We start from the raw sequence: 21930 nt of genomic DNA on the forward strand, positions 1-21930 counted from the left end.
CGCGTGCACGTGCTCGTCATGACGGTGGTGCATCACCCAGAGGATGCCCGGATCCTGCACAGGCAGATCCGTGCGCTGGTTGATGCCGGTCATGAGGTCACGTATGCCGCGCCGTACACCGCCCGTGGTGTGATGCCGCGGTCGTGGGTGACGGGCATCGACCTGCCGCGCGCGGCGGAGCGGCGCAGGATCGCGGCCGTGCGGGCGGCCCGCCGGGTGTTCAAGCGGCTGCGCGACCAGGTCGACGTGGTGATCATCCACGACCCTGAGCTGCTGTTCGCGGTCGTCGGATTACGCAGACGCCCCCCGGTGGTCTGGGACGTCCACGAGGACACCCCGGCCACCCTGTCGCTCAAGCCGTGGCTGCCCGCGCTCCTGCGTCCCCCGGTCCGCGCCCTGGCACGCCTCCTGGAGGGTACGGCGGAGCGTCACCTGCACCTGTTGCTCGCCGAGACCGCCTACGCCGGCCGATTCAAGCAGGCGCACCTGGTCGTGCCCAACGAGACGTGGGTGCCCGACAACGTCGCCCCGCCCGGCGACGACCGGGTGGTCTACCTCGGCTGGCTGTCGGAGGCGCGGGGGGTGCGTGAGGCGATCGAGGTCGCCAAGCTGCTGATGCCGTACCGGGTGGTGGTCGAGCTGATCGGCTACGCCGACCCGCAGACGCGGCCGGTGCTCAACCAGGCGGTCGCGGAGGGCGTGCTGGAGTGGCGTGACTTCATGCCGAACGACGAGGCGCTGAAGCGGCTCGACGGCGCGCTGGCCGGGCTGTCGCTGCTGCACGACGAGCCGAACTACCGGCACTCGATGCCGACCAAGATCATTGAGTACATGGCGCACGGCATCCCGGTCATCACCACGCCGTCGCCGCGCGCCGTCGAGCTGGTCGAACGCTACGACAGCGGGGTGATCGTGCCCTGGCAGGACGCCAAGGCCGTGGCCCAGGCCGTGCTCTCGCTCAGGGACGACGAGCGGGAGCGCCGGGCCCAGGGCGCACGCGGCTACGCGGCGGCTCGGGCCAACCACCACTGGCCCAACTCCGCGCGCCGGTTCGTGGCGCAGCTGGAGTCGTGGGCGGGCGTGAAAAAGTAGCTTACGTCCAACAGATCTAGAGGGCGGTAACCTCCTGAAAGTGCGCTGGCTCACCGTTGTGCTGGGAGTGGCGATCATCGCCGCTGTGGCGGCCGTCATTCTGGTCCTTCCGGACGACCCACCCGATCGGCGGAGCGCCGCGGAGAGTTCGTCCTCTCCATCGGCGACCCCCACGCCGGAGGCCAGTGTCTTCACCGACCCGTGCGGGACGTTCGACACCGGCACCCGCACGCCGTACGCCGTGACGGGTTACTGGCTGGTCCCCACCTCCAACCAGTGCACCTGGCGCAAGCAACTCGAAGCCATCCACCTGGTCGGCGGCGACACGGTCATCAGGCTCGGCACCGGCCTGCAGTCGCGCGGCCTCGACGGCGACGACCGGATCCTCGACAAGGACGGCGAGATCGACACGAGGTACGAGAGGTGCGAGGAGGACGGGCTCACCTGCGTGGCGAACGCCCGGCGCGATCTGGAGGAGGCCAACTCCGGCAACCAGATCACCGAGGTCTACGTCTACCGGACCGACGAGCAGTTCGGCGACGACATCTTCCGCTGCTCCTCGATGGAACGTTCGATCCCGGTCGGGAAGACCGTCTACCACCGCCTGATCATGCCGGCGGACGGCTCTGACGACGCCAGCTGCGACTACTCCTCCCAGCCGCGGGACTATCACCTGATCCTCGTCGCCGCCGCCGCGGACGACAGCCTGACCAAGCTGCTCGACCTGGCCGACCGCTTCCACATGAAGGTCTTCCCGGCACTGCCGCTCGCCCCGCGCGACAGGGACTCGCCCACGTTCGCCGACCCCGAGCACATCGGCACGCTCACCACGCTGACCCGGCGCATCCTGCAGGACTACGGCGTGCGGCACCGCGACCGGGAATCCCTGGGCGGCGTCTACCAGCCCTTCGAACTGCAATTACGGCAGATGCAGGACACCCACCCGACCCTGCGGGTCTACGCCGAGCAGCACCAGATCGTGGAGCAGGAACTGCCCGGCAAGCCGATCCTCGTCAGCCCCTACTTGGACGCCCGGAAACGGGTCGCCTTCGGGTCGACCCCCCAGCAGGTGGCCCAGGGCTTCGAGGCCCTGGTGCGCACCGGCGTCGGCATCATCGCCCCGCAGGACAGCCGCGGCACCGGCAAGGTCGGGCTGTACTGGGCCGACGAGCGTGACAAGCCCGTGGACGCCTCGCTGCGCTCCGTCGTCGGCGAGACCACGTACGGCACGGCCTACCACGGCTCCACCCGCGACTACTACCGCCTGATGGCGGCGTCCCGGGCGAAGATGGTCGAGCAGGGCCACCACGTGGAGCTGTGGGCCAACGTGGAGGCCTTCGAGCCCTCGGGCGAGGCGCAGTGCGGCAACCAGGGCTCGCGCGGCGCCACCACCAAGTCCCGCCTCGACGCCGCCGTGACCCTCACCGGCCGCTACGTGTCCAAGGTCATCTCCTACATGTGGAGCGACTTCTTCACCTGCGGCTCCCCTTCGCTGTCGGAGCAGATCGCCGCCGACCACGACCGGCCGCTCGTGGTCGACGCGATCCGCAAGAACCGCGGCATCCAGGACGGCATCGAGGTGCGCGGCTACAACATCGGCGGCACCCGGGTCAGCGTCTCCTGGGACGGCCTGCAGACGCCGAAGGTGCAGGACGTCACCGCCGTCGGCTGGTTCGACCCGTCTCCCGTGCCCGACATGCCAGCCGGGATCCAGACCCTCTGGGTGCCGCTCGACTGGGAGGAGGTCCCCGACGGTGAGTGGGTCGACGTGGACGTCGTGGCACCCGACGGACGGGCCGTCGCCGAGCCGCTGCACGTCCGGGTGACCTGACGGCGGCCCACTTCGGTGTAACGTGCCTGCCATGGTCCCGCGTATTCCCGTCAGCGTGGATCTGGTCGTCCTCACCGTCCGCTGCCAGGAGTTGAGCGCGCTCGTCTGGCGCCGCGATCGTCCGCCCTACGTCGGCCGCTGGGCGCTGTCGGGCGGCTTCATCCACCTGGACGAGGATCTTCCCGCCGCCGCCGGCCGTGTCCTCGCCGAACGTGCCGGGCTGCCGGGCGCGCCGGTCCACCTGGAACAGCTCCAGACGTACGGTTACCCCGACCGCGACCCCCGCCAGCGGGTGGTCAGCGTCGCCTATCTGGGCCTGGCCCCCGACCTGCCCGCCTCCACCGAGGCGCACATGAGCTGGCAGCCGGTCGCCTCGCTGCACCTGATGGCGTTCGACCACCGGCGGATCATGCTCGACGGCATCGAACGGGCCCGCGCCAAGCTGGAGTACACCTCGCTCGGCGCCGCGTTCTGCCCGCCCGAGTTCACCGTGGCCGACCTGCGCAGGGTCTACGAGATCGTCTGGGGCAGGGCCCTCGACCCGCGTAACTTCCATCGCAAGGTCACCAAGGCCGAGGGCTTCCTGATGCCCACCGGCGGCAGCACCACCCGCGACGGCGGCCGCCCGGCCAAGCTGTACCGGCGCGGCCCCGCCGAACTGCTCCACCCGCCGATGTTCCGCTCCCTCCGCGAGTAGCCCACCGCCGTCCACCGCACCGCCTTGCCACCCGCACCGCCCTGCCGCCCGCACCGCCCTGCCACCCCGCACCGCCTTGCCACCCGCACGGCCTTGCCACTCCGCACGGCCTTGCCACTCCGCGCAGCCTTGCCCCCCGCGCAGCCTTGCCGCCCCGCATCGCCGTGTCCGGCCTGCATCGCCGTGTCCGGCCCGCCGCTGGTCCGCCACGTCGAACTGCCGCGCGTCGAGTCGCCGCCGCACTGCCTGACCGGTCCGCTGCCGGGGGCCGTCTCGCCGGGCCGTGTTCCGCTCACGGCGGGCTGACGTGGCTCCCCTGCCGGTCGGCCCACTATCGTGTGGCCATGCCTCGTTTCCGCACGATTCTGGACACCATGCCGTCCTACAAGCCGGGCAAGGCCGTGGTGTCCGCTGACGGCCGGTCGTTCAAGCTGTCCTCCAACGAGACGCCGTACGACCCGCTGCCCTCCGTGGTGGACGCGGTGGCGGCGGCGGCCAGGGAGATGCACCGCTACCCCGACCCGGCGGCGGTCCGTCTCACCGAGGCGATCGCCGGGCGCTTCGACGTGCCGGCCGAGCACGTCGCGCTCGGCGCGGGCTCGGTGACGGTCGCCCAGCAGCTCCTCGCGACGGTGGGCGAGCCCGGCGCCGAGGTGATCTACGCCTGGCGCTCCTTCGAGGCGTACCCGCTGCTCGCCGACCTGGCCGGGGCGACCTCCGTCAAGGTGCCGCTCACCGGCGAGACGCACGACCTCGACGCCATGGCCGAGGCGATCACCCCCAGGACCCGGCTCGTCTTCGTGTGCAACCCGAACAACCCGACCGGCACCGCGGTCCGCCGCGCCGAACTGGAGTCCTTCCTCGACCGGGTGCCGGCCGACGTCCTGGTCGTCCTCGACGAGGCCTACCGCGAGTACGTCAGGGACGTCGACGTCCCCGACGGCCTGACCCTCTACCCCGACCGCCCCAACGTCGCGGTCCTGCGCACCTTCTCCAAGGCGTACGGCCTGGCGGGCCTGCGCGTCGGCTACCTGATCGGCCACGAGCCCGTCGCGGCGGCCGTCAGGAAGGTCATGGTGCCCTTCGCCATCAACCACCTCGCCCAGGCCGCCGCCCTCGCGTCGCTCGCCGCCGAGGACGAGCTCCTCGAACGGGTCGACGCGGTCGTCAAGGAGCGCACCCGGGTCCGCGAGACCCTCATCGCCCAGGGCTGGACCGTCCCCGCCAGCGAGGCCAACTTCATCTGGCTCCGGCTCGGCGACGACACCGCCGCCTTCGCCGAGGCCTGCGCCGCCGAGGGCGTCGCCGTACGCCCCTTCCACCCGGAGGGCGCCCGCGTCTCCATCGGCGACCCCGACGCCAACGACGCCTTCCTCACCGCCGCCGCCGGTTTCAGCCCCCGCTGAGCGGCGTCGTGGTTCGTCCAAGAGCGAACCCTGATTCGGTCAGACCGCGACCCATGGATTCGTCCAGTGCCGACCCATGGTTTTGTCAGGTGCCGGTCCGTGACTTTGTCTGGTGCTGACCCGTGACTTTGTCGGGTGCTGACCCGTGAATTCGTCCAGTTCCTGACCCAAGATGCGTAGAGTTCATGCATTTGTCGAGCCACCGCTTTAGGGGGCGGGTGTGAAGATGTCGGCCGCGGTGACGCTCAGCGTTCCGGGGGGAACATTGAAGATCGACTCTCTCGCGCAGACGTGGACAGTTGCGCACGACGGCCGACGAAGCTCATGTGGCTCACACTAACCGACATCAATGTCGGCGACATCGACGTCGCCGACATAAATGTCGGCGACGCTCATGTCGCCGACTTGAGGTCAGCTTCGGGTGAGCTCCGGTTCCGTGACCGGGGTGGGCGGGAGGGAGCGGCGGCGGCGTTCGGTGGAGACGACGAGGGCGACGCCGACGACGATGACCAGGCCGGCGACGATCATCGGCGCGGTGACGTGCTCGCCGAGGATCAGCACGCCCAGCAGGACCGCCACGACCGGGTTCACGTAGGCGTAGGTGGCGACCAGCGAGATCGGGGCGTTGCCGAGCAGCCACACGTAGGACGTGAACCCGATGAGGGAGCCGACCAGGATCAGGTAGGCGAGAGCCGCCCAGGAGCGGGTGGAGATCTCGGCGAGGTCGGCGCGCTCGCCCAGTGCCAGGCCGAGTACGGCGAGCGCCGTGCCGCCGACGAGCATCTCGACCGAGCTGGCCGCGAACGGGTTGGCGGGCATCGGGACCCGCGAGGAGATGAAGGAGCCCGCCGACCACGACAGCGTGGCCAGGAGGATGATGGCGATGCCCTCGCCGCTGGACCCGCCGGTCCCGCCCGTGAGGGACAGCCCGGCCACGCCGCAGAACCCGACGAGCACCCCGGCCAGTGACAGCACCCGCGGCCGGTCCCTGGTGGCGATCCGGAAGATGACCAGCCAGAGCGGTATCGAGGCGACGAGCAGCGCCGCCATGCCCGAGGAGATGTGCTGCTCCGCCACCGCCACCATGCCGTTGCCGCCGGTCAGCAGCAGGAACCCGGCCAGCGCGGCCCCGCCGAACTCCTTGGCCGACATGCGGAGGGCGGCGCGTCCTTTGATCAGCAGCAGGATCAGCGCGAGCAGGGGAGCGGCGAGCACGAACCGCATCGCGCCGCTGAGCAGCGGCGGGATGGACTCGATGGCGATCGCGATCCCGAGGTAGGTCGACCCCCACACCACGCAGACGGTCGCCAGCGCCCCCCAGACCAGGAGTGCCTTACGTCGGACAGCAGCGTCATCCCCCATAGCTCATTACAGTATCGGGTGATTCCGACAAAACGCCTGCGGGTATCCGACCTGGCATGCGGATTCCGGTCTGGCCACCCATCGTGTCGGGACGACGGGTGACCAGATCGGCTTCAGCGAGTGCCCAGTTTCTCCACGATCAGCCGATAGAGCTGCCGGGGCCGGCCCGGTTGCGGAGTGCGGTTGGGCGGCAGCGGCCACGCGAGTCCCTCGTCAACCAGCGTGCGCAGCAGACGGCGGGCCGTACGAGGAGTGACGCCGAGCATTCGCCCGGCACTCTCCGCGTCGACCACCGTGTCGCCACCCTCCAGCTTGGCGGCGAGGCGAGCCAGCACCTCGACGCCCTTGGGCTTGATGGGCCCGGCCCCTTGCGGAGGCATACGCGGGGCGGGCACCAGCGCCCGGCCCTCACGGTCGACCGCGAAACCCTGGGCCTGTTTGCCCGCCTGGGTGCGGGCCAGCGCGGCCCTGGCATGGCTCTCCGCGTCGTGCGTGGTCCGGCCCATGCCGACGCCCACCTCCACCGCCAGGCCGAGCTCGTCCCTGATCCGGCCGGCGAACGGCAGGACTCGGAAACCGTCGGTCGCCGCCGCCACCGAACCACGGGTGGCCGTGACGAGATAGCTGTGGTCGTCGATGGGCCACACCGTCGCGTTGATCCGGTTGGCCTCCTGTACCAGCAGCCGGTGCAGCGAGAGCCGTAACTCGTCCCGCCAGTAGCGCGGAGCGGCTCGCCGTACCGGTTCTCGTAGGGTGGGCACCTCGACCAGCACCACGGTGAGCTGCGACTCCTCCAGCCTGTGATGGGCGCCGAGGAGTGCGGCCGTGTGCAGTGCCGTGCGGACCGCCGCCGAGGTGGCCCTGATCCTGATCACCGGGATCGAGGCCGTCTGCAGGCGCTCCGCCACCGCCGGCAGGCAGGTGAGGGCCCCGCTGGTGGCGCCCTGACGGGCGAGCCGTTCGTGGTAGGCGGCGATGGTGCCCGTCGCGCCCGGCTCGTCCCGGCTGTGCACCTCGGCGCTCGCCAGCCCGAGGTCGGAATACGCCTCCTCTACTTCGGGCCGGGTGAGCACGTCGATGCTGACCCGCTGCGGATCGATGCGCTCGTCGATCGCGGCCCTCGCCAGTGCCGCCACGAGTGCCGCCCCGCCGAGTTGCACGTAGGTGGCGGGCATCGTCAGCACGCCTGCTCGCCTTGCCAGCTCGTAGGGGACAGGGCTGGCGAACAGGCACGCGTCGACGCCTGGTCCCAACCGTGTCACTTTGTCTGCCGCCTCCTGTTCATCACGATAGGCGGCTGCCACGAGGCGGCACGGCAACGGTGCCGCTGCATGCCCCATGAGCATCACGCGCTCGACCAGATCATGTGGCCCCACCACCCCGATGGTGAGGTCCGGTGTCATGGTGCCCGGGCGTGACACTCGGGGAGTTTCTTCGCCCCGCTCGACCAATGTTCGTCCCATTCCTGCCGTCCGTTGCAGTGCTCTCTTTGGAACGATCGCTCGCGAGGGCCATAATGTCACGCCCGGATTTTCCGAAATACGGTTCGACCGAGCTGGAGTTGCGGTAAAGATCCTGGTCAGACGTGTAAACCTGGCCTTTTAAGTTGTTGAAATCTCTCGTTGGACATCGGCTCCCAGAGCCTGCATCCGCTCGGCCAGATGCGCGTGGCCGCGGTCGATGAGATAACCGTTGGAGATCACGGTCTCACCCTCGGCGGCCAGCCCGGCGAGAACCAGGGCGATGCCCGATCGAAGATCGTGCGCTGTGACGTCCGTGCCGACGAGCGGAGTCGGGCCGTGGACGACCGCGCGGCTGCCCTCGATCTCGACCTTGGCCCCCATCCGGTTCAGTTCGCCGCTCAGCGCGAAGCGGCCGTCGAAGATGCGCTCGTGGATGTAGCTCGCGCCGTCGGCGAGGCAGGCCACGGTCATGATCGGCGACTGGAGGTCGGTGGCGAAGCCGGGGTAGGTGTCGGTGATCACGTTGATCGGGCGGAGCAGCCGGTCGCGGCGGACCTGGAGCACCGCGCCGTGGTCGGCGAAGTCGACGCCCATCTGCTCCAGCTTCCAGCGCACGACGCCGAGGTGGTCGAGGTCGGCGCCGACCAGGTTGACCTCGCCGCCGGTGATCGCCGCGGCCATCGCGAACACGCCGGCGTCGAGCCGGTCGGGCATCACCCGGTGCTCGACCGCGCGCAGCTCGTCGACGCCTTCGACGGTGATGAACCCGGTGCCGCCGCCGCTGATCTTGGCGCCCATCCGGGTCAGCATGTCGATCACGTCGAGGACCTCGGGCTCCAGCGCCGCGTTCTCGATCACGGTGGTGCCGCGTGCCAGGGCGGCCGCCATGATCAGGTTCTCGGTGCCGGTGTGCGAGGGGGTGTCGAGGTAGAGGGGCGCGCCGGTCAGGCCGGCCGCCTTCACGTGGATGACCGTGTCACCCTCGTCGACGACGGCCCCCAGGCGCTTGTAGCCGAGGTAGTGGAAGTCGAGGTTGCGGCTCCCCAGGTTGCAGCCGCCCACGCCCTCGATGATCGCCTCGCCCAGCCGGTGCAGCAGGGCGGGCACGAACAGCACCGAACCGCGGAAGCGGCGGGCGATCTCGGCGGGCAGCACCGGGCTCTTCAGCTGCGAGGCGTCGATCACCAGGGTCCGCTCGGACTCGTGCAGTTCGACGCGGGCGCCCACCGACTCGGCGAGCTCCACCGCCCGCCGTACGTCCTCGATGATGGGCACGTTGCGGAGTACCGTGCGGCCTTCGGCGGCCAGCAGGGCCGCGCCGATCATCGGCAGCACGGCGTTCTTCGCACCCTGGATGAAAGCTGTTCCACGCAGTGCGTTGCCACCGCGCACGCGATAACGGACCATTCGGTCAAGCTCCTTGGCAGTAAATGAATATGACTCGTCTAACGAGCGGCTGCGGATGTGACTCGTACAACGAGTGAGCGCCGGCCCGGGTCGTCCGCGCCAACAGTAGCCGCTGTACGGCGCTGAACCGGCCGATTCGTCCGTCTGGCTATGTGGGGCAGGTGTGGCCCGTGAGACGCTCGTAGGCTTCGATGTAGCGCTCTCTGGAGCGTGTCACGACGTCGTCGGGCAGTCGGGGCGGCGCCTCGCCGGAGTCGCGGTCCCAGCCCGAGGCGGGGGAGAGGAGCCAGTCGCGCACGAACTGCTTGTCGAAGGACGGCTGCGCGCGTCCCGGCCGCCAGCCGTCGAGCGGCCAGAACCTGGAGGAGTCGGGCGTCAGCACCTCGTCGCCGAGGGTCAGCACGCCCTCGGAGTCCCAGCCCAGCTCGATCTTCGTGTCGGCCAGGATGATGCCGCGCTCGCGGGCGATCTCCGCACCGCGCGTGTAGACCGCGAGGGTGATCCGCCGCAGCTCGGCGGCCACGTCGTCGCCGACCTCGGCCGCCACCTGCTCGAAGGTGATCGGCTCGTCGTGCTCCCCGACGGGGGCCTTCGTGGAGGGAGTGAAGATCGGTTCGGCGAGCCGTGAGCCGTCTTCGAGGCCCAGCTCCAGCCGTACGCCCGAGACCGTGCCGGAACGGCGGTAGTCGGTCAGCCCGGAACCCGCGAGGTAACCCCGCGCCACACACTCCACCGGGACCATGCGCAGCGGCCGGCACAGCACGCTGCGCCCGTCGGGGCCCGGCGCGACCATGTGGTTGGGAACCACCTCGGCGAGCTGCTCGAACCACCACTGGGACATCTGGGTGAGAATCTTCCCCTTGTCGGGGATGTCTGGCTCCAGGACGTAGTCGAAGGCGGAGATCCGGTCGGAGGCGACCATCAGCAGGAGACCCTCGTCGGTCTCGTAGAGATCGCGGATCTTGCCGGAGTGCAGGTGTTTCACCAGTGAATTCTAGAGTGTGTTCTAGAGCGTGCCGCCGGTGACCCTGGCCGCGATGTCGGACCGGTGGTGGGCGCCGCGCAGCCGGATCCGGCCGAGGGCGTCGTAGGCCACCTTGCGGGCCGACTCCAGGTCGGGGCCGGTGCCGACGACGTCGAGCACCCGCCCGCCGGCCGAGACCACCCGGCCCGCCTCGTCGAGCGCGGTGCCGGCGTGCAGCACGTAGGAGTCTTCCACCTCGGCGTCGAGCCCCTCGATCACGTCGCCCTTGACGGGGTCGCCCGGGTAGTTCTCCGCCGCGAGGACGACGGTCACCGAGGCGCCGCCCCGGTAGGTCAGCGGCGGGAACCCGTCGAGCTTGCCGGTCGCGCACGCCATCAGCAGCCCCGCCAGCGGCGTCGCCAGCAGGTCGAGCACCACCTGGGTCTCCGGGTCGCCGAAGCGCGCGTTGAACTCGATCACCTGCGGCCCGTCCGCCGTCAGCGCGAGCCCCGCGTAGAGCACCCCGACGTACGGCAGGCCGCGACGGGCCAGCTCGTCGATGGTGGGCTGCACGACGAGGCGCATCACCTGGTCGGCCAGGTCCTCGTCGGCCCAGGGCAGCGGCGTGTAGGCGCCCATGCCGCCGGTGTTGGGGCCCGCGTCGTCGTCGTAGGCCCGCTTGAAGTCCTGTGCCGGGCGGAGCGGCACGGCGGTCGTGCCGTCGCACAACGCGAACAGCGAGACCTCCGGCCCGGCGAGGAACTCCTCCACGACGACCCGCCCGCAGGCCGCCGCGTGCGCCAGGGCCTCGGCGCGGTCACCGGTGACCACCACGCCCTTGCCGGCGGCCAGCCCGTCGTCCTTCACCACGTACGGCGTGCCGTACTCGTCGAGGGCGGCGGCCACCTCGCCGGGGGTCGAGCAGACGCGGGAGGCGGCGGTGGGCACGCCGGCCGCGACCATGATCTCCTTGGCGAACGCCTTGGAGCCCTCGATCCGCGCCGCCTGCGCCGACGGGCCGAAGCACGGGATGCCCACGGCCCTGACCGCGTCGGCGACCCCGGCCACCAGGGGCGCCTCGGGCCCGACCACCACGAGGTCGGCGGACAGCCGCTCCGCCAGCGCGGTGACGCCCGCGGGGTCGGCGGGGTCCACCGCGTGCAGAGTGGCGATCTGGCCGATCCCGGCGTTGCCGGGGGCGCAGTGCACCTCCGTCACCTGGGAGTCGGCCTCCAGCGCCCGGCACAGAGCGTGCTCGCGGCCGCCGCTTCCAATCACTAGTACGCGCACGTGGCCGAGCCTATCGGTCGGCGGGTGACGGCAACGGGCGGAGTGGGGGCGCGCATTGCGGGGAACGCATGATCTAGGCAGTCGTGCGGGGTACACTACGGGCCTGGCGAGTCGTCCTGTGGTAAGTTGGGGCGGCTTTGCGGTCTCTTGACGATTGGAGGTGGTCCGGGATGAATCCTGGTGATCCGTGCAGTACGTGCTCGCGCACGTGCGTCGTGCGCACCCCCGACCACTCCAATTCGGTCGCTTGATCTGGACCTTCTCGCGCTCTGTCGACTGACGTCGAGGTGACTTCGCGTCGCGCGTGGATCCTGCCAGGTCGGGCGGGAAGGGACCGCCATGCGCTCACCTATGATCTTTCCGAGGATCAGCCGCCACCCCCGCGTCTCGCACGGGCGGCTCAAGACGGCCACCCCACCCGCGGCTGAGCGGGTGAACGGCGCCTGCGTGCCGCCGAGCGAGTCGCTCGTGGAGTTCGCCGCCTACATCGCCGGCCGGAAGGTCGCCGCCGGCACCATCGTCGAGGCCCTCGACCTGGTGCGGGCACACAACGAGGCCGGCAGGAGCGGGGCCTACGTCTGGGTCGGCCTGCACGAACCGAAGGCGCCCGAGGTCGAGTGGCTGGCCGAGGTGTTCGGCCTGCACCCCCTCGCCGTCGAAGACGCGGTCAAGGCACACCAGCGGCCCAAGGTCGAAAGGTACGGCGAGTCCCTCTTCGCCGTGCTGAAGACCGTGGCCTACCTCGAACACGAGGTCATGAGCGACACCACCGAGATCATCGCCACCGGTGAGATCATGGTGTTCGTCGGCGCCGACTTCGTGGTGACGGTGCGGCACGGGCGGCACTGCCCGCTGACCGAGGTACGGCAGCGGCTGGAGGAGAAGCCGAAGCTGATCGGCCGCGGCCCGGTCGGCGTGCTCCACGCCATAGCCGACCACGTCGTGGACCGGTACCTCGCGGTGTCCGACCTGATGCAGGAGGAGCTGGAAGAGGTGGAGGCCACCGTCTTCGCCGACGTGAGCTCCCGCGACATCGGCCGGATCTACCACCTCAAGCGCGAGATGATCGAGATGAAGCGGGCGGTCACCCCGCTCCAGGCCCCGCTGGGCGCGCTGCCGCAGCGGCGCATGATCCCGACGGAGATGCGCGACTACTTCCGCGACGTCGGCGACCACCTCTCGCGGGTGTGCGAGCAGGTCGAGGCGTCGAACGAGCTGTGCAACTCCATCCTGCAGGCCGCGCTGGCCCGCTCGAACGCGCTGGCCAACGAGGACATGCGCAAGATCTCCTCCTGGGTCGCCATCATGGCCGCGCCCACGATGATCGCGGGCGTCTACGGGATGAACTTCGACTTCATGCCGGAGACGACCTGGGTCCTCGGCTACCCGATGATCATCGGGGCCATGCTGCTCGTGTGCTCGCTGCTGTATCGCGGCTTCCGCCGTAACGGCTGGCTCTGACCCTTTCGACTTGCCGTGCTCGGTCAGCCTGGTTGGGCTTGCCGTTCGCGCGGTCGGGACCATGGCGGCGGTCCTGCTCGGTGTGACCACGGCCTTCCCGCCCGGCTCCTCGGCCAGACGGGCCGGCCGCATTCGGATCAGGTTCACCGGGCTGTGGGGTCCGATCAGACCGCGACCGGCCGGAGCGGGCGGACCGGTTCGGGTACGGCCAGCCCGCGGTCCGTCCAGAGCCGGCGCATGCGGTCGGGATAGTCGGTCACCACTCCGGCCACGCCCAGGTCGATCAGTTGTGCGGCGCGTGCGGGGTCGTTGACGGTCCACGGCACGACGGGGATCCCCGCCTGCTCGGCGCCCGCCATCAACCGCTCCTCGACCAGCGCGTGCTCCGGCGAGAGGGTGGTGGCGCCCACCGAGGCCGCGGCGGCGGCGAGATCGCCGCCGAAGTCGGCCAGTTCGATCCCGTCGAGCCAGGCGCTGTCCATCGTGGCCCGCTCGACGAGCGCGAAACGCGGTGTGCCCGGCGCCATCGTGACCGCGGCCGACAGAATCCGCCAGTCGAAGCTGAGGATCGCCGCGCCGCCGAGCCTGTCGTGCCGATCGAGCTCGTCGACCACCATCGCGGTGAACTCCGCCGGATCGGCGGTCAGCTCCGGCCGGGTCGGATCGGACTTCAGCTCGACGTGCAGCCGGACGTCGTCGGCGTCGTAGGCCGCGACGAGGCCCAGCACGGCCCCGAAGGTCGGCATCCGGGTGGCCGGCAACGCCACCTGGGTCAGCGTGAACGGATCGTCGGGATGGCGCGGGAAGCGGACCCCGCAGTCGAGCGTGCGCAACTGGGCCAGCGTGAGCGAGTTGACCGGGCTGCCGACGTAGGGGAAGACGGGATCGCCGTGGTGGGCGGGGCGGGTGTCGGCGCTGGTCACCGGCGACACCGTAAGATCGTGAGTGAGCACCAGGCGGCGGTCGGCGGTGAGCGCGAGGTCGAACTCAAGCGCGTCTACGCCGACCTCCAACGCGTGGAGTAACCCCGGGAGCGTGTTTTCCGGCCTGAGCCCTCTGGCTCCCCGGTGTCCGTGGATCTCGACATGCACACCTGGGACCATACAGCCCGGGTGTCCGAATCATGCGTTACGGCTCGCGCCAACCGGGCGCGAGCCGTAACGAAACGTCAGATGAGCGGCCGGAGTTGCAGTGTCTGGGTGCGGCCGGGGCCGACGCCGATCGCGGAGATGGCGGCGCCGCTCATCTCCTCCAGCACCCGGACGTACGCCTGGGCGTTGGCGGGAAGGTCGTCGAACGTCTTCGCCTCGGTGATGTCCTCCTGCCAGCCGGGGAACTCCTCGTAGATCGGCTTGGCGTGGTGGAAGTCGGTCTGCGTCATCGGGATCTCGTCGTGACGCACGCCGTCGATCTCGTAGGCGACGCAGACGGGGATCCGCTCCAGGCCGGAGAGGACGTCGAGCTTGGTGAGGAAGAAGTCGGTGACGCCGTTGATGCGGGTCGCGTAGCGGGCGATGACCGCGTCGAACCAGCCGCAGCGGCGGTTGCGCCCGGTGGTCGTGCCGTACTCGCCGCCGGTTTGACGCAGCCACTCGCCCATGTCGTCGGTGAGTTCGGTCGGGAACGGGCCCGAGCCGACGCGGGTGGTGTACGCCTTCAGGATGCCGATCACCCGGGTGAGCCTGGTCGGCGGGATGCCCGAGCCCCCGCACGCCCCGCCGGACGTCGGCGAGGAGGACGTCACGAACGGGTAGGTGCCGTGGTCGATGTCGAGCAGGTTGCCCTGCCCGCCCTCCAGCAGCACCACCTTGCCGTCGTCGAGCGCCTTGGCGAGGACCAGCGAGGTGTCGGAGATGTGCGGCTTGAGCCGGTCGGCGTACGCGAGGTACTCGTCGAGGACCTTGGCCGGGTCGATGCTTCTGCGGTTGTAGACCTTGGTCAGCACCTGGTTCTTCTCGTTGAGCGCGGCCTCGATCTTCTGGCTCAGGATGCCCGGGTCGAGCAGGTCCTGGACCCGGACGCCGATCCGGGCGATCTTGTCGCCGTAGGCGGGACCGATGCCGCGGCCGGTGGTGCCGATCTTGGCCTTGCCCAGGTAGCGCTCGCTGACCTTGTCGAGCGCCTTGTGGTGAGGCATGATCAGGTGCGCGTTGGCCGAGATCAGCAGGCGCTCACAGGAGATCCCGCGGGCCTTCAGCCCGTCGATCTCCTCCAGCAGCACCCCGGGGTCGATCACCACCCCGTTGCCGATGACCGGCACCACCTCAGGCGAGAGCACACCGGTCGGCAACAGATGCAGCGCATACTTCTGATCACCGATCACGACCGTGTGCCCGGCGTTGTTGCCACCCTGGTAGCGGACCACGTAATCGACGTCGCCGCCCAGCAGGTCGGTGGCTTTGCCCTTGCCCTCATCGCCCCACTGGGCACCCACGAGAACGACAGCCGGCATTGCTTACACTCCCCAGCACAAAACGAAACCCCTGACGCAAGCGCGAAAGGGGCTCTTGCACAGTGACTCTACCTGTTTAAATGCGACGCTGCGCGTCGCGATCCGGGCTGCTTGATGCCACGCGTTGCATCAAGCAGCCTGGACCTCGGCTCCCACCCTCCAAACGAGCCAAGCCCTTCCCTCGGGCACACCGGCGGCTGGCTGAGAAGCGAGCCAAGTTCTTCTGTTCGGGCGCGCCGGTGGCTGGACTGAGGAGTGAAGGAGCGACGAAGGAGCGGATGAACGACGAGGGAAGCCGCCGGATGTGAGCGCCCGAACCGCGACGCGCAGCGTCGCCTTGAGCAGGATCAGGTGCCGTTGAGGGCGGTTGTGGCGGCGGGGCTGGAGTCTTTGAGGAACTGGGAGCAGCGTTCTGCTTCTTCCTTCTCGCCGATGGCGAGGGCGGCTCTGGCCAGGGCGTGCAGGCAGCGGAGGAAGCCGCGGTTGGGCTCGTGGTCCCAGGGGATGGGACCGTGGCCCTTCCAGCCGGCGCGGCGTAGCTGGTCGAGGCCGCGGTGGTAGCCGGTGCGCGCGAAGGCGTAGGAGGTCACGGCGTGGCCCGTGCTGAACGCCTCGTCCGCGAGATCGGCCCAGGCGGCGGAGTAGGCGGGGAAGCGGGCGGCGACGTCGGCGGGCTTCGCGCCGGCCTCCAGTGCCTCCCTGGCCTCGTCGAGGTCGGGCAACTGGGTGGGCGGCGGCCCGGCGAGAAGGTTGTCGTGCGTGTCCATGCAGACAGTCTTACCCGTTGAAACGATCCGGTGGACGTCGGCCCCCTTCCAGATAACCTGACATTTTCCGGATTCGGAAGATCGTCGAGACAGTCGGCGGTCGCGACGGTCGCTGGGGGAGGTTCGCGCGTGTTCCGCGCACCTGGGCTCGCCCTGCTGCTCGCCGTACTGCTCGGGGTGGTCGGCTCGTGTGGTGTGGTGGCGGAGGAGCCGCGGACCGTGGTCGCGCTGACCTTCGACGACGGGCTGGAGTCTCAGCTCGCGGCCGTGGATCTGTTGCGCGAGCACGGCCTGCGGGCGACCTTCTACGTTTCCAGTGGGCTGCTGGGCCGGGACGGCCGGATGACCGCCGGGCAGGTGCGCGACCTCGCCGAGGCGGGACACGAGATCGGCGGCCACACCCTGACCCATGCCCGGCTGCCCACGCTCTCCCTCCGGGCCCAGCGCAGGGAGATCTGCGACGACCGCCGGGCGCTGACCGGTCTCGGTCTCGCCGTGCCGACCCTCGCCTATCCCTACGGCGCCTTCGACCGGAGCACCGCCGGCCTCGCGAGCGAGTGCGGTTACACCGGTGCGCGCGGTTCGGGCGCGGGCGCGTCCGGCGACCCGTTCAACCTTCCGACCGCGCCCGCGGTGGTGCGCACCACGAGCCTCGCCACCCTCCAGGGCCACGTACGGCGAAGCGGTCTGGTGACGCTCGTCTTCCACGAGGTGTGCGCCTCCTGCGGGGAGTACTCCGTGGATCCGGGCGTGCTGGCGGCGTTCCTCGGCTGGCTCGCCGTACAGCCCGGGGTGGAGGTTCGCCCGCTGGGGGAGGCCATGCGCGGGAAAGAGGCGGGCTAGGCGCGGAACAGGCTACGGCGGCGGGGCTGGGACGCCTTTTCGGCCCGCAGCCGTTCGACCTCTTCGGTGAGCTGCGCGACCCGGAGCTCCAGGCGTTCGGTCTCCGCCTTGAGCTTTGTCGTCTCCTCGTTGTTCGCGCTGCCGGAGAGCTTGGGCTCGGGGGCGTCGGCGGCGGGCAGGAAACCCCAGGTGGCGCCGTCCACCCAGTAGGTGCCGGCCACGTCCTCGACGGCGTCCTCCACGCTCTCGCCGGGCGTGGCGACCAGGCGGGCGCGGGCGTAGGCGCCGGTGTGCTCCAGCCGCGCGGTCAGCACCTCGTCGGTCTCCGCGAGTGCGACGTTGATCAGCCCGTAGCCGTGCTCGGCGGCCAGCGCGACCAGCTTGCGCAGCGTCTCGGGGCGCGGCACCCAGCCGGGCGGGCACACCAGCCGGTACGGCGCGGGCGCGGCGGACCGCGGGGACCGTTCGAGGTAGCGGACCCGGCCGTCGTTGCGGTAGAGGCCGTGGACGAGGAGGAGGTCGATGTTGGGGCTGTCCTGGGGCTTGCGGCGGTCCTCGGTCAAGGTGTCCCACGGCCCGACGATCGTGACCCGCAGGTCGTACAGCGTGCTCGCGAGGATCCCGTCGACCGTGGCCTTGGTGTCCTCGTAGGTCGCGCCGACGGCGTCGACGACGACCTCCAGGTAGGGGACCAGCCACTGGCGGCGCGGATGGGTCCGCACCCACCGCATGTGGGCGACCCGGTCGGTGACGAAGACCCGGTTGTACCGGCTGACCCTGTCGCCCTCGCGCATCATCATCGACCTGCCCAGATGCCAGCTCTTGGCGTCGGGCTCCAGGACGAAGGCGGCGCCGTGCTGGGCGAGCCGGTAACCGAGTTCGGTGTCCTCGCCGAGCACCAGTTCGGTCTCCAGCGGCCCCGCCGTACGAAGGAGGCGGGTGTTGACCGAGGCGGCGTTGGTCACGTGCACCCGGTAGGCCACGTCCTTGGCGGTGCGCATGCCGTCGGTGCGTTCGGCGAGGTCCACGATCCACTTGTGCGGGTCGCTGGCGGTGACGTCGAACAGCTTCCCGCCGTTGCCGCCGGAGACGGCGGCGTGCACCTCGGCGGGGGTCGGCCAGTCGTCCTCGATGTAGCGGACGTAGCCCATGACCACGAGGTAGTCGGCGAGGTGGTGCCAGCGCATGTGCGCCTCCACCTCGTCGTGGTGGGTGATCATGTCGGCGTCGAGCCAGTGCACGACGTCGCCCTCGACCACTTCCAGGCCGACGTTGCGCGCGTTGGACCTGCCACGGGAGCCGGGTTCGGTCCGCAGGAGCCGGGTCCGCTCCGGGATGATCTCCGGGAGCCGGAGCGGTGGCGAGGTGCCGTCGTCCACCACGATCACTTCGAGCAGGTAGGAGGGGTAGCTCTGGGCGGCGAGGGCGGCGAGGGTGAGATCGAGCTTGTCCTGGTGCCCGTAGGCCGCGATGACCACGCTGACCGGGAGGTAGGGCTGCCAGTCGCCGATGTCCGGAGGGGAGAGGATGCTGTAGTCGTTGTGCCGGATACGAGGGGAATTCACGCTGGCTCCATGAGTCGGCTGGGGCGGAAGCCCCGCCACTGGTCCTTGGCCCGGTGCAGGAAGTACCCGACGGGCTCCTGCCAGGTGTGCCGTCCCCGAGCGGCCCGGCGTGCCACGAATCCCAGGCCGTGGGTGCGGTAGATGCAGCCGCCCGCGCGCAGCAGGGTGGTGAAGAGCTCGATGTCGACCGAGCGGGGGACCGGGCGGAAGCCGCCGAGCGCGTCCAGCGTCTCCTTGGACACCAGGAACGTGCCGCCCGCCACGTGGTCGGCCATCATCTCGCTGGCCCAGCGGCGCCGGATGGTCAGGTCGATCTGCTCCAGATAGAAGAACTCCGAGGCGACCCCGACGAGGTCGGCCCCGGAGTAGGCGCGGGCGAGCAGGAGATCGGCGAGATGGTCGGGGCTGTACCAGTCGTCGTCGTCCCACTTGGTGACGCAGGTTCCCGACGTGCGGGCGACCGCCTCGTTGAGCACCGTGCCGAAGGGCGCGGCGGCGGGCATCTCGTGGACGGTCAGCGGCCGGTCGAAGCTCTGCACCGCCTCGGCGACCTCCGGCGAGGACGCGGACACGCCGTGCAGCGCGAGCACGACCTCCAGGTCCACATCGCGCTGGCGGCCGATCTGGTCGAGGGCGAACCTGACGAAATCCGCCCTGCGCGTCGCCAGCACGACGGAGATCGTCGGCGGAGATGGCAGGGTGAGCCCGGCGGCCGTGGCGAGCGAGTTCCAGCGTGCGGTGGTGCCGTGGGCGCGCAGCGCGCATCGGCGCAGCAGCACGCTCCGTTCCTCCCTGCGCAGGTCGTCGGCCAGGTCGGCGGGTAGTTCACCGTCGGTGAGGTGCTCGATCAGATCCTCGCCCAGCGCCGCCGTCGCCCACGCGGGCGGGTCCTGCGCCACCAGGGGCACCCCCGCGGCCGAGAGCCCGGCGACGATCCGGGTGGCCGACAACGGCCCGGTGTGCGCGGGCCGCCAGGTCAGGCGCAGGCCGCGGAGCTTGCGCAACCGGTCGACGTCGGTATCGGTGACCAGCCCGGACTCGGGGAACCTGACGAGTTCGTCGCCGTCGAGGGAGGCCGTCCACCGGCCGTCGTGCTGGGAGATCTCGCCGACGCCCTTCACCGGCGTGCGCAGGAAGCCACGCGGGTTGACCGAGCGCTCGTCCACCGGCGGCAGATGGTCGGGCGACAGCTCGGTGAGCGCGTCGTAGCCGCCCGGCGCGCCGATCGTGGTCCAGGCCAGGTCCGACCACGACGAGCGGGCGACCGTGGGAATCCGGTCGTCCGGCCACTCGGCGCCGGGGGCGCGCACGGCGAGGTCGCTGGAGGTCACCCCCGACGTCTCCGGCTCCCCGCCGCAGGTCACGTCGGGATCGCCGGGCCGCCAGTCGGCCAGATCCGCTTCGCCGAGACCCGCCGCGGGCAGCGGGTAGGCGTTGAGGTGGTGGCCCGTCAGCCCTCTGGCCACCGCGGCGGCGACGTCACCGGACGGCAGTTCCTTGGCGAAACGCGTGGTGACCACCCAGCCCGACGTGCCGTACCGGAGCACCCGCACCTCGCGCAGCGCCCGCTGGCCGAGCCCGCGCGACATGGCGACGTGCGGGGCGTCGTGCCAGGACGGTGTCTCGACGACGACCACCATGATGCGTTTGCCCAGCGGCAGCACTCCCCGAAGGGGCACCAGCCGCCGCAGGTCCGTGGGCGTGCGGGCCAGAATGATCACGGCGGCGGGGTCGGGCACCGGCCACGGCCCGGCCGAGATGTCCGCCACGTCGGTCCAGTCGACCTCCGCGTCCGGCAGCAGCCGTCTGAACACCTCGTCCGGCGCCTCCACCCCTGAGACGGCGGCGACGACCTTGGCTCCGTTGGCGACGAAACCCGATATCACAGTGTGCTCCGCCGGAAGATCATCGCGCCCTTCTCCGCGGCGTAGGTGGTGCGGGACAGCTCGGGATACTCCCGCAGCCAGCGCTCGGCCACCTCGCGTTCGTCGGGCCTGACCGTGTCGTCGAGCACGATCCAGGCGTCGGGCGCGCAGTGCGGCAGCAGCAGCGGCACCGCCGGGTAGCGCGCGAGCGGCCCGGTCTGTTCGGGCGGGCCGTCCACGAAGACCAGCCCCGCGTCGCTCAGGTCCTCGAACACGGCGGGGTCGTACCAGGGGAAGGTCTGCCACTCGGTGAGCGGCGCGTGCCGTACCTCGACGATCGAGTCGAGCCCGTGTGCGGCGATGAGGTCCCTGGAGGTCCCGGCGAAGCGCTCGTCGTGCTCCAGGGCGACCACCCGCCCGCCGCCGAACCGCTCGACCGCGTAGCCCAGCCAGACGCTGGACGCGCCGCTGCCGCACTCCACGATGAGCTTGGGCCGGTCGGCCGCGACGCGTTCGACCAGCAGCCGCAGCACGTCGGGCGAGGCCGCCCAGCCGCGCAGGCGGGGCAGCGGCGCGCGGGGCTGCAGCAGCGCACGCAGGTCGACCAGGGCCTCGATCTGGTTGTACTCGGTCCGGGAGCTGCGCTGTCTGCGCAGCGACTCGTCGAGGCCGGCCAGCGCCGACCTGATCGCGGTCAGGGCGGCCGACTGCTCGTCGAGCCGTCTGGTGTGGCCGTTGAGCGCGACCGTGTGGCCGTTGAGCGAGGCGGTGTGCCCGGCGAGCTCCACCCGGTCCTCGCCCAGGGCCGTCACGACGGTGTCGACGTTCTTCTGGCCGGCCCGGGCCAGGCGCTCGACCTGGGTGGTGAGCGCCGCCAGGCGATCGCGCTGCGCGGTGAGCGCGGCCTCCTGCCGCTTCACGCGCTTGTCGGTGCGCAGCGCCTTGCCGTCGACGCGGCGCACCGACATGACGGTCACAGCGAGCGCGGCGAGAGTCGCGGCGGACAGCGCGAGCTGGACCGCGACGGGCCACTCGATCGCTCCGACCGCTGACAGGACGACTAAACCGGCGACGGTCAAGCCGCCGGTCAAGGCGGAAATGATCAATAGCTGCCGGGTGGACGGGGTGAGTAAACGGATCCTCTCCACCGGGAGAGGATATGAGATGTAAATGGGGAAAAAGAGCACCTTGCGCCTAAGAGTTCCCTGGGAGGTGTGCTCGCAGCTCCTTGCAGGGCTGTCTCAGGGGCCGTCGGACCGTGTCTGAAACCCGTCGTTGCGAGTGGCCGAATCCTCGGGTTCCGCCGTCGTGGACGAGGTTCCGGCTGTCTTTCGGGTGGCGTGGACGCGGCTGCCGGGCAGTTGCTCGGTGCCGTCGGCGGGGTGCTGCCGAGATGGCCGAGAGCGTTTCGTACGGCGGCCCGGGGGGTGGTTGTGTACGGCGGCGTACGGCGGCCCGGGGGCGG

At 70.5% G+C, this 21930-nt stretch carries 18 protein-coding genes; 7 read left to right on the forward strand and 11 right to left on the reverse strand.

The features are described 5' to 3' along the window. The first annotated feature begins 3 nt into the window (after positions 1 to 3). From MBA17_RS30365 to hisC, 5 genes are all read left to right on the forward strand, one after another. Positions 4 to 1092 (forward strand): glycosyltransferase, encoded by a 1089-nt coding sequence (locus MBA17_RS30365; protein WP_238500171.1) that lies wholly within the window; start codon positions 4 to 6, stop codon positions 1090 to 1092. Between the two features lie 40 nt (positions 1093 to 1132). Continuing rightward, entirely contained in the window at positions 1133 to 2923 is a 1791-nt protein-coding gene (locus MBA17_RS30370; RefSeq protein ID WP_238500172.1) for a DUF4434 domain-containing protein, read from the forward strand. A 31-nt stretch (positions 2924 to 2954) separates the two neighbouring features. Further along, a complete protein-coding gene (locus MBA17_RS30375) occupies positions 2955 to 3620 on the forward strand; it encodes an NUDIX hydrolase (protein WP_238500173.1) in 666 nt (221 codons plus the stop codon). A gap of 183 nt (positions 3621 to 3803) precedes the next feature. After that, complete coding sequence (locus MBA17_RS49740; RefSeq protein WP_274386199.1) at positions 3804 to 3926, forward strand: hypothetical protein; 123 nt, start codon at positions 3804 to 3806, stop codon at positions 3924 to 3926. A 38-nt stretch (positions 3927 to 3964) separates the two neighbouring features. After that, positions 3965 to 5026, forward strand: a complete 1062-nt coding sequence (gene hisC, locus MBA17_RS30380) for a histidinol-phosphate transaminase (protein WP_238500174.1) — start codon at positions 3965 to 3967, stop codon at positions 5024 to 5026. Between the two features lie 411 nt (positions 5027 to 5437). Here the strand turns inward: hisC and MBA17_RS30385 are convergent, their stop codons facing one another. The 5 genes from MBA17_RS30385 to purD all read right to left on the reverse strand — a co-directional run bounded on the left by MBA17_RS30385 (position 5438) and on the right by purD (position 11512). Continuing rightward, entirely contained in the window at positions 5438 to 6388 is a 951-nt protein-coding gene (locus MBA17_RS30385; protein ID WP_238500175.1) for an EamA family transporter, read from the reverse strand. Between the two features lie 113 nt (positions 6389 to 6501). Beyond that, a complete protein-coding gene (locus tag MBA17_RS30390; protein ID WP_238500408.1) occupies positions 6502 to 7791 on the reverse strand; it encodes a GTP cyclohydrolase IIa in 1290 nt (429 codons plus the stop codon). A gap of 198 nt (positions 7792 to 7989) precedes the next feature. Next, entirely contained in the window at positions 7990 to 9258 is a 1269-nt protein-coding gene (murA, locus tag MBA17_RS30395; RefSeq protein ID WP_238500176.1) for a UDP-N-acetylglucosamine 1-carboxyvinyltransferase, read from the reverse strand. A gap of 148 nt (positions 9259 to 9406) precedes the next feature. Beyond that, entirely contained in the window at positions 9407 to 10243 is an 837-nt protein-coding gene (locus MBA17_RS30400) for a phosphoribosylaminoimidazolesuccinocarboxamide synthase (protein WP_238500177.1), read from the reverse strand. Between the two features lie 21 nt (positions 10244 to 10264). Further along, a complete protein-coding gene (gene purD / locus MBA17_RS30405) occupies positions 10265 to 11512 on the reverse strand; it encodes a phosphoribosylamine--glycine ligase (RefSeq protein ID WP_238500178.1) in 1248 nt (415 codons plus the stop codon). Positions 11513 to 11863: 351 nt separating this feature from the next. On the opposite strand from purD, the gene MBA17_RS30410 reads away from it, so the two are divergent. Continuing rightward, positions 11864 to 12973 (forward strand): magnesium and cobalt transport protein CorA, encoded by a 1110-nt coding sequence (locus MBA17_RS30410; protein ID WP_238500179.1) that lies wholly within the window; start codon positions 11864 to 11866, stop codon positions 12971 to 12973. 164 nt (positions 12974 to 13137) lie between these two features. On the opposite strand, the gene MBA17_RS30415 is transcribed toward MBA17_RS30410, so the two are convergent. The 3 genes from MBA17_RS30415 to MBA17_RS30425 form a co-directional block, all read right to left on the reverse strand. Next, complete coding sequence (locus MBA17_RS30415; RefSeq protein WP_238500180.1) at positions 13138 to 14064, reverse strand: glycerophosphodiester phosphodiesterase family protein; 927 nt, start codon at positions 14062 to 14064, stop codon at positions 13138 to 13140. Between the two features lie 77 nt (positions 14065 to 14141). Further along, positions 14142 to 15425 carry an adenylosuccinate synthase gene (locus MBA17_RS30420; protein ID WP_238500181.1) on the reverse strand — a complete coding sequence of 428 codons (1284 nt, stop codon included), beginning with the start codon at positions 15423 to 15425 and terminating at the stop codon, positions 14142 to 14144. A 347-nt stretch (positions 15426 to 15772) separates the two neighbouring features. Beyond that, the gene (locus tag MBA17_RS30425) at positions 15773 to 16192 is read right to left on the reverse strand and encodes a DUF3151 domain-containing protein (protein WP_238500182.1); all 420 of its coding nucleotides are present in this window, start codon (positions 16190 to 16192) and stop codon (positions 15773 to 15775) included. A 129-nt stretch (positions 16193 to 16321) separates the two neighbouring features. Here MBA17_RS30425 and MBA17_RS30430 point away from each other — a divergent pair, with 129 nt between their 5' ends. Beyond that, positions 16322 to 17035 (forward strand): polysaccharide deacetylase family protein, encoded by a 714-nt coding sequence (locus MBA17_RS30430; RefSeq protein ID WP_238500183.1) that lies wholly within the window; start codon positions 16322 to 16324, stop codon positions 17033 to 17035. On the opposite strand, the gene MBA17_RS30435 is transcribed toward MBA17_RS30430, so the two are convergent. The 3 genes from MBA17_RS30435 to MBA17_RS30445 are packed head-to-tail and all read right to left on the reverse strand — an operon-like array spanning position 17032 to position 21556. Continuing rightward, a complete protein-coding gene (locus MBA17_RS30435; protein ID WP_238500184.1) occupies positions 17032 to 18600 on the reverse strand; it encodes a glycosyltransferase family 2 protein in 1569 nt (522 codons plus the stop codon). The two genes, MBA17_RS30430 and MBA17_RS30435, sit on opposite strands and share 4 nt — an antisense overlap. Further along, positions 18597 to 20486 (reverse strand): glycosyltransferase family 2 protein, encoded by a 1890-nt coding sequence (locus MBA17_RS30440; protein ID WP_238500185.1) that lies wholly within the window; start codon positions 20484 to 20486, stop codon positions 18597 to 18599. The genes MBA17_RS30435 and MBA17_RS30440 overlap by 4 nt, the downstream gene beginning before the upstream one ends. Continuing rightward, positions 20483 to 21556, reverse strand: coding sequence for a class I SAM-dependent methyltransferase (locus MBA17_RS30445; protein WP_238500186.1), 1074 nt, complete (start codon positions 21554 to 21556; stop codon positions 20483 to 20485). The genes MBA17_RS30440 and MBA17_RS30445 overlap by 4 nt, the downstream gene beginning before the upstream one ends. Between the last annotated feature and the right edge of the window lie 374 nt (positions 21557 to 21930).

It is taken from the genome of Dolomitihabitans soli, assembly GCF_022213955.1.
In the GTDB taxonomy this organism is placed as follows: domain Bacteria; phylum Actinomycetota; class Actinomycetes; order Streptosporangiales; family Streptosporangiaceae; genus Streptosporangium_A; species Streptosporangium_A soli.

Excerpts from the sequence above, each read along its gene's own strand:
- MBA17_RS30375 (WP_238500173.1), top strand. The coding sequence starts at position 2,955 with ATGGTCCCGCGTATTCCCGTCAGCGTGGATCTGGTCGTCCTCACCGTC.
- hisC (WP_238500174.1), top strand. The coding sequence starts at position 3,965 with ATGCCTCGTTTCCGCACGATTCTGGACACCATGCCGTCCTACAAGCCG.
- MBA17_RS30385 (WP_238500175.1), bottom strand. The coding sequence starts at position 6,388 with ATGGGGGATGACGCTGCTGTCCGACGTAAGGCACTCCTGGTCTGGGGG.
- MBA17_RS30390 (WP_238500408.1), bottom strand. The coding sequence starts at position 7,791 with ATGACACCGGACCTCACCATCGGGGTGGTGGGGCCACATGATCTGGTC.
- murA (WP_238500176.1), bottom strand. The coding sequence starts at position 9,258 with ATGGTCCGTTATCGCGTGCGCGGTGGCAACGCACTGCGTGGAACAGCT.
- MBA17_RS30410 (WP_238500179.1), top strand. The coding sequence starts at position 11,864 with ATGATCTTTCCGAGGATCAGCCGCCACCCCCGCGTCTCGCACGGGCGG.
- MBA17_RS30420 (WP_238500181.1), bottom strand. The coding sequence starts at position 15,425 with ATGCCGGCTGTCGTTCTCGTGGGTGCCCAGTGGGGCGATGAGGGCAAG.
- MBA17_RS30425 (WP_238500182.1), bottom strand. The coding sequence starts at position 16,192 with ATGGACACGCACGACAACCTTCTCGCCGGGCCGCCGCCCACCCAGTTG.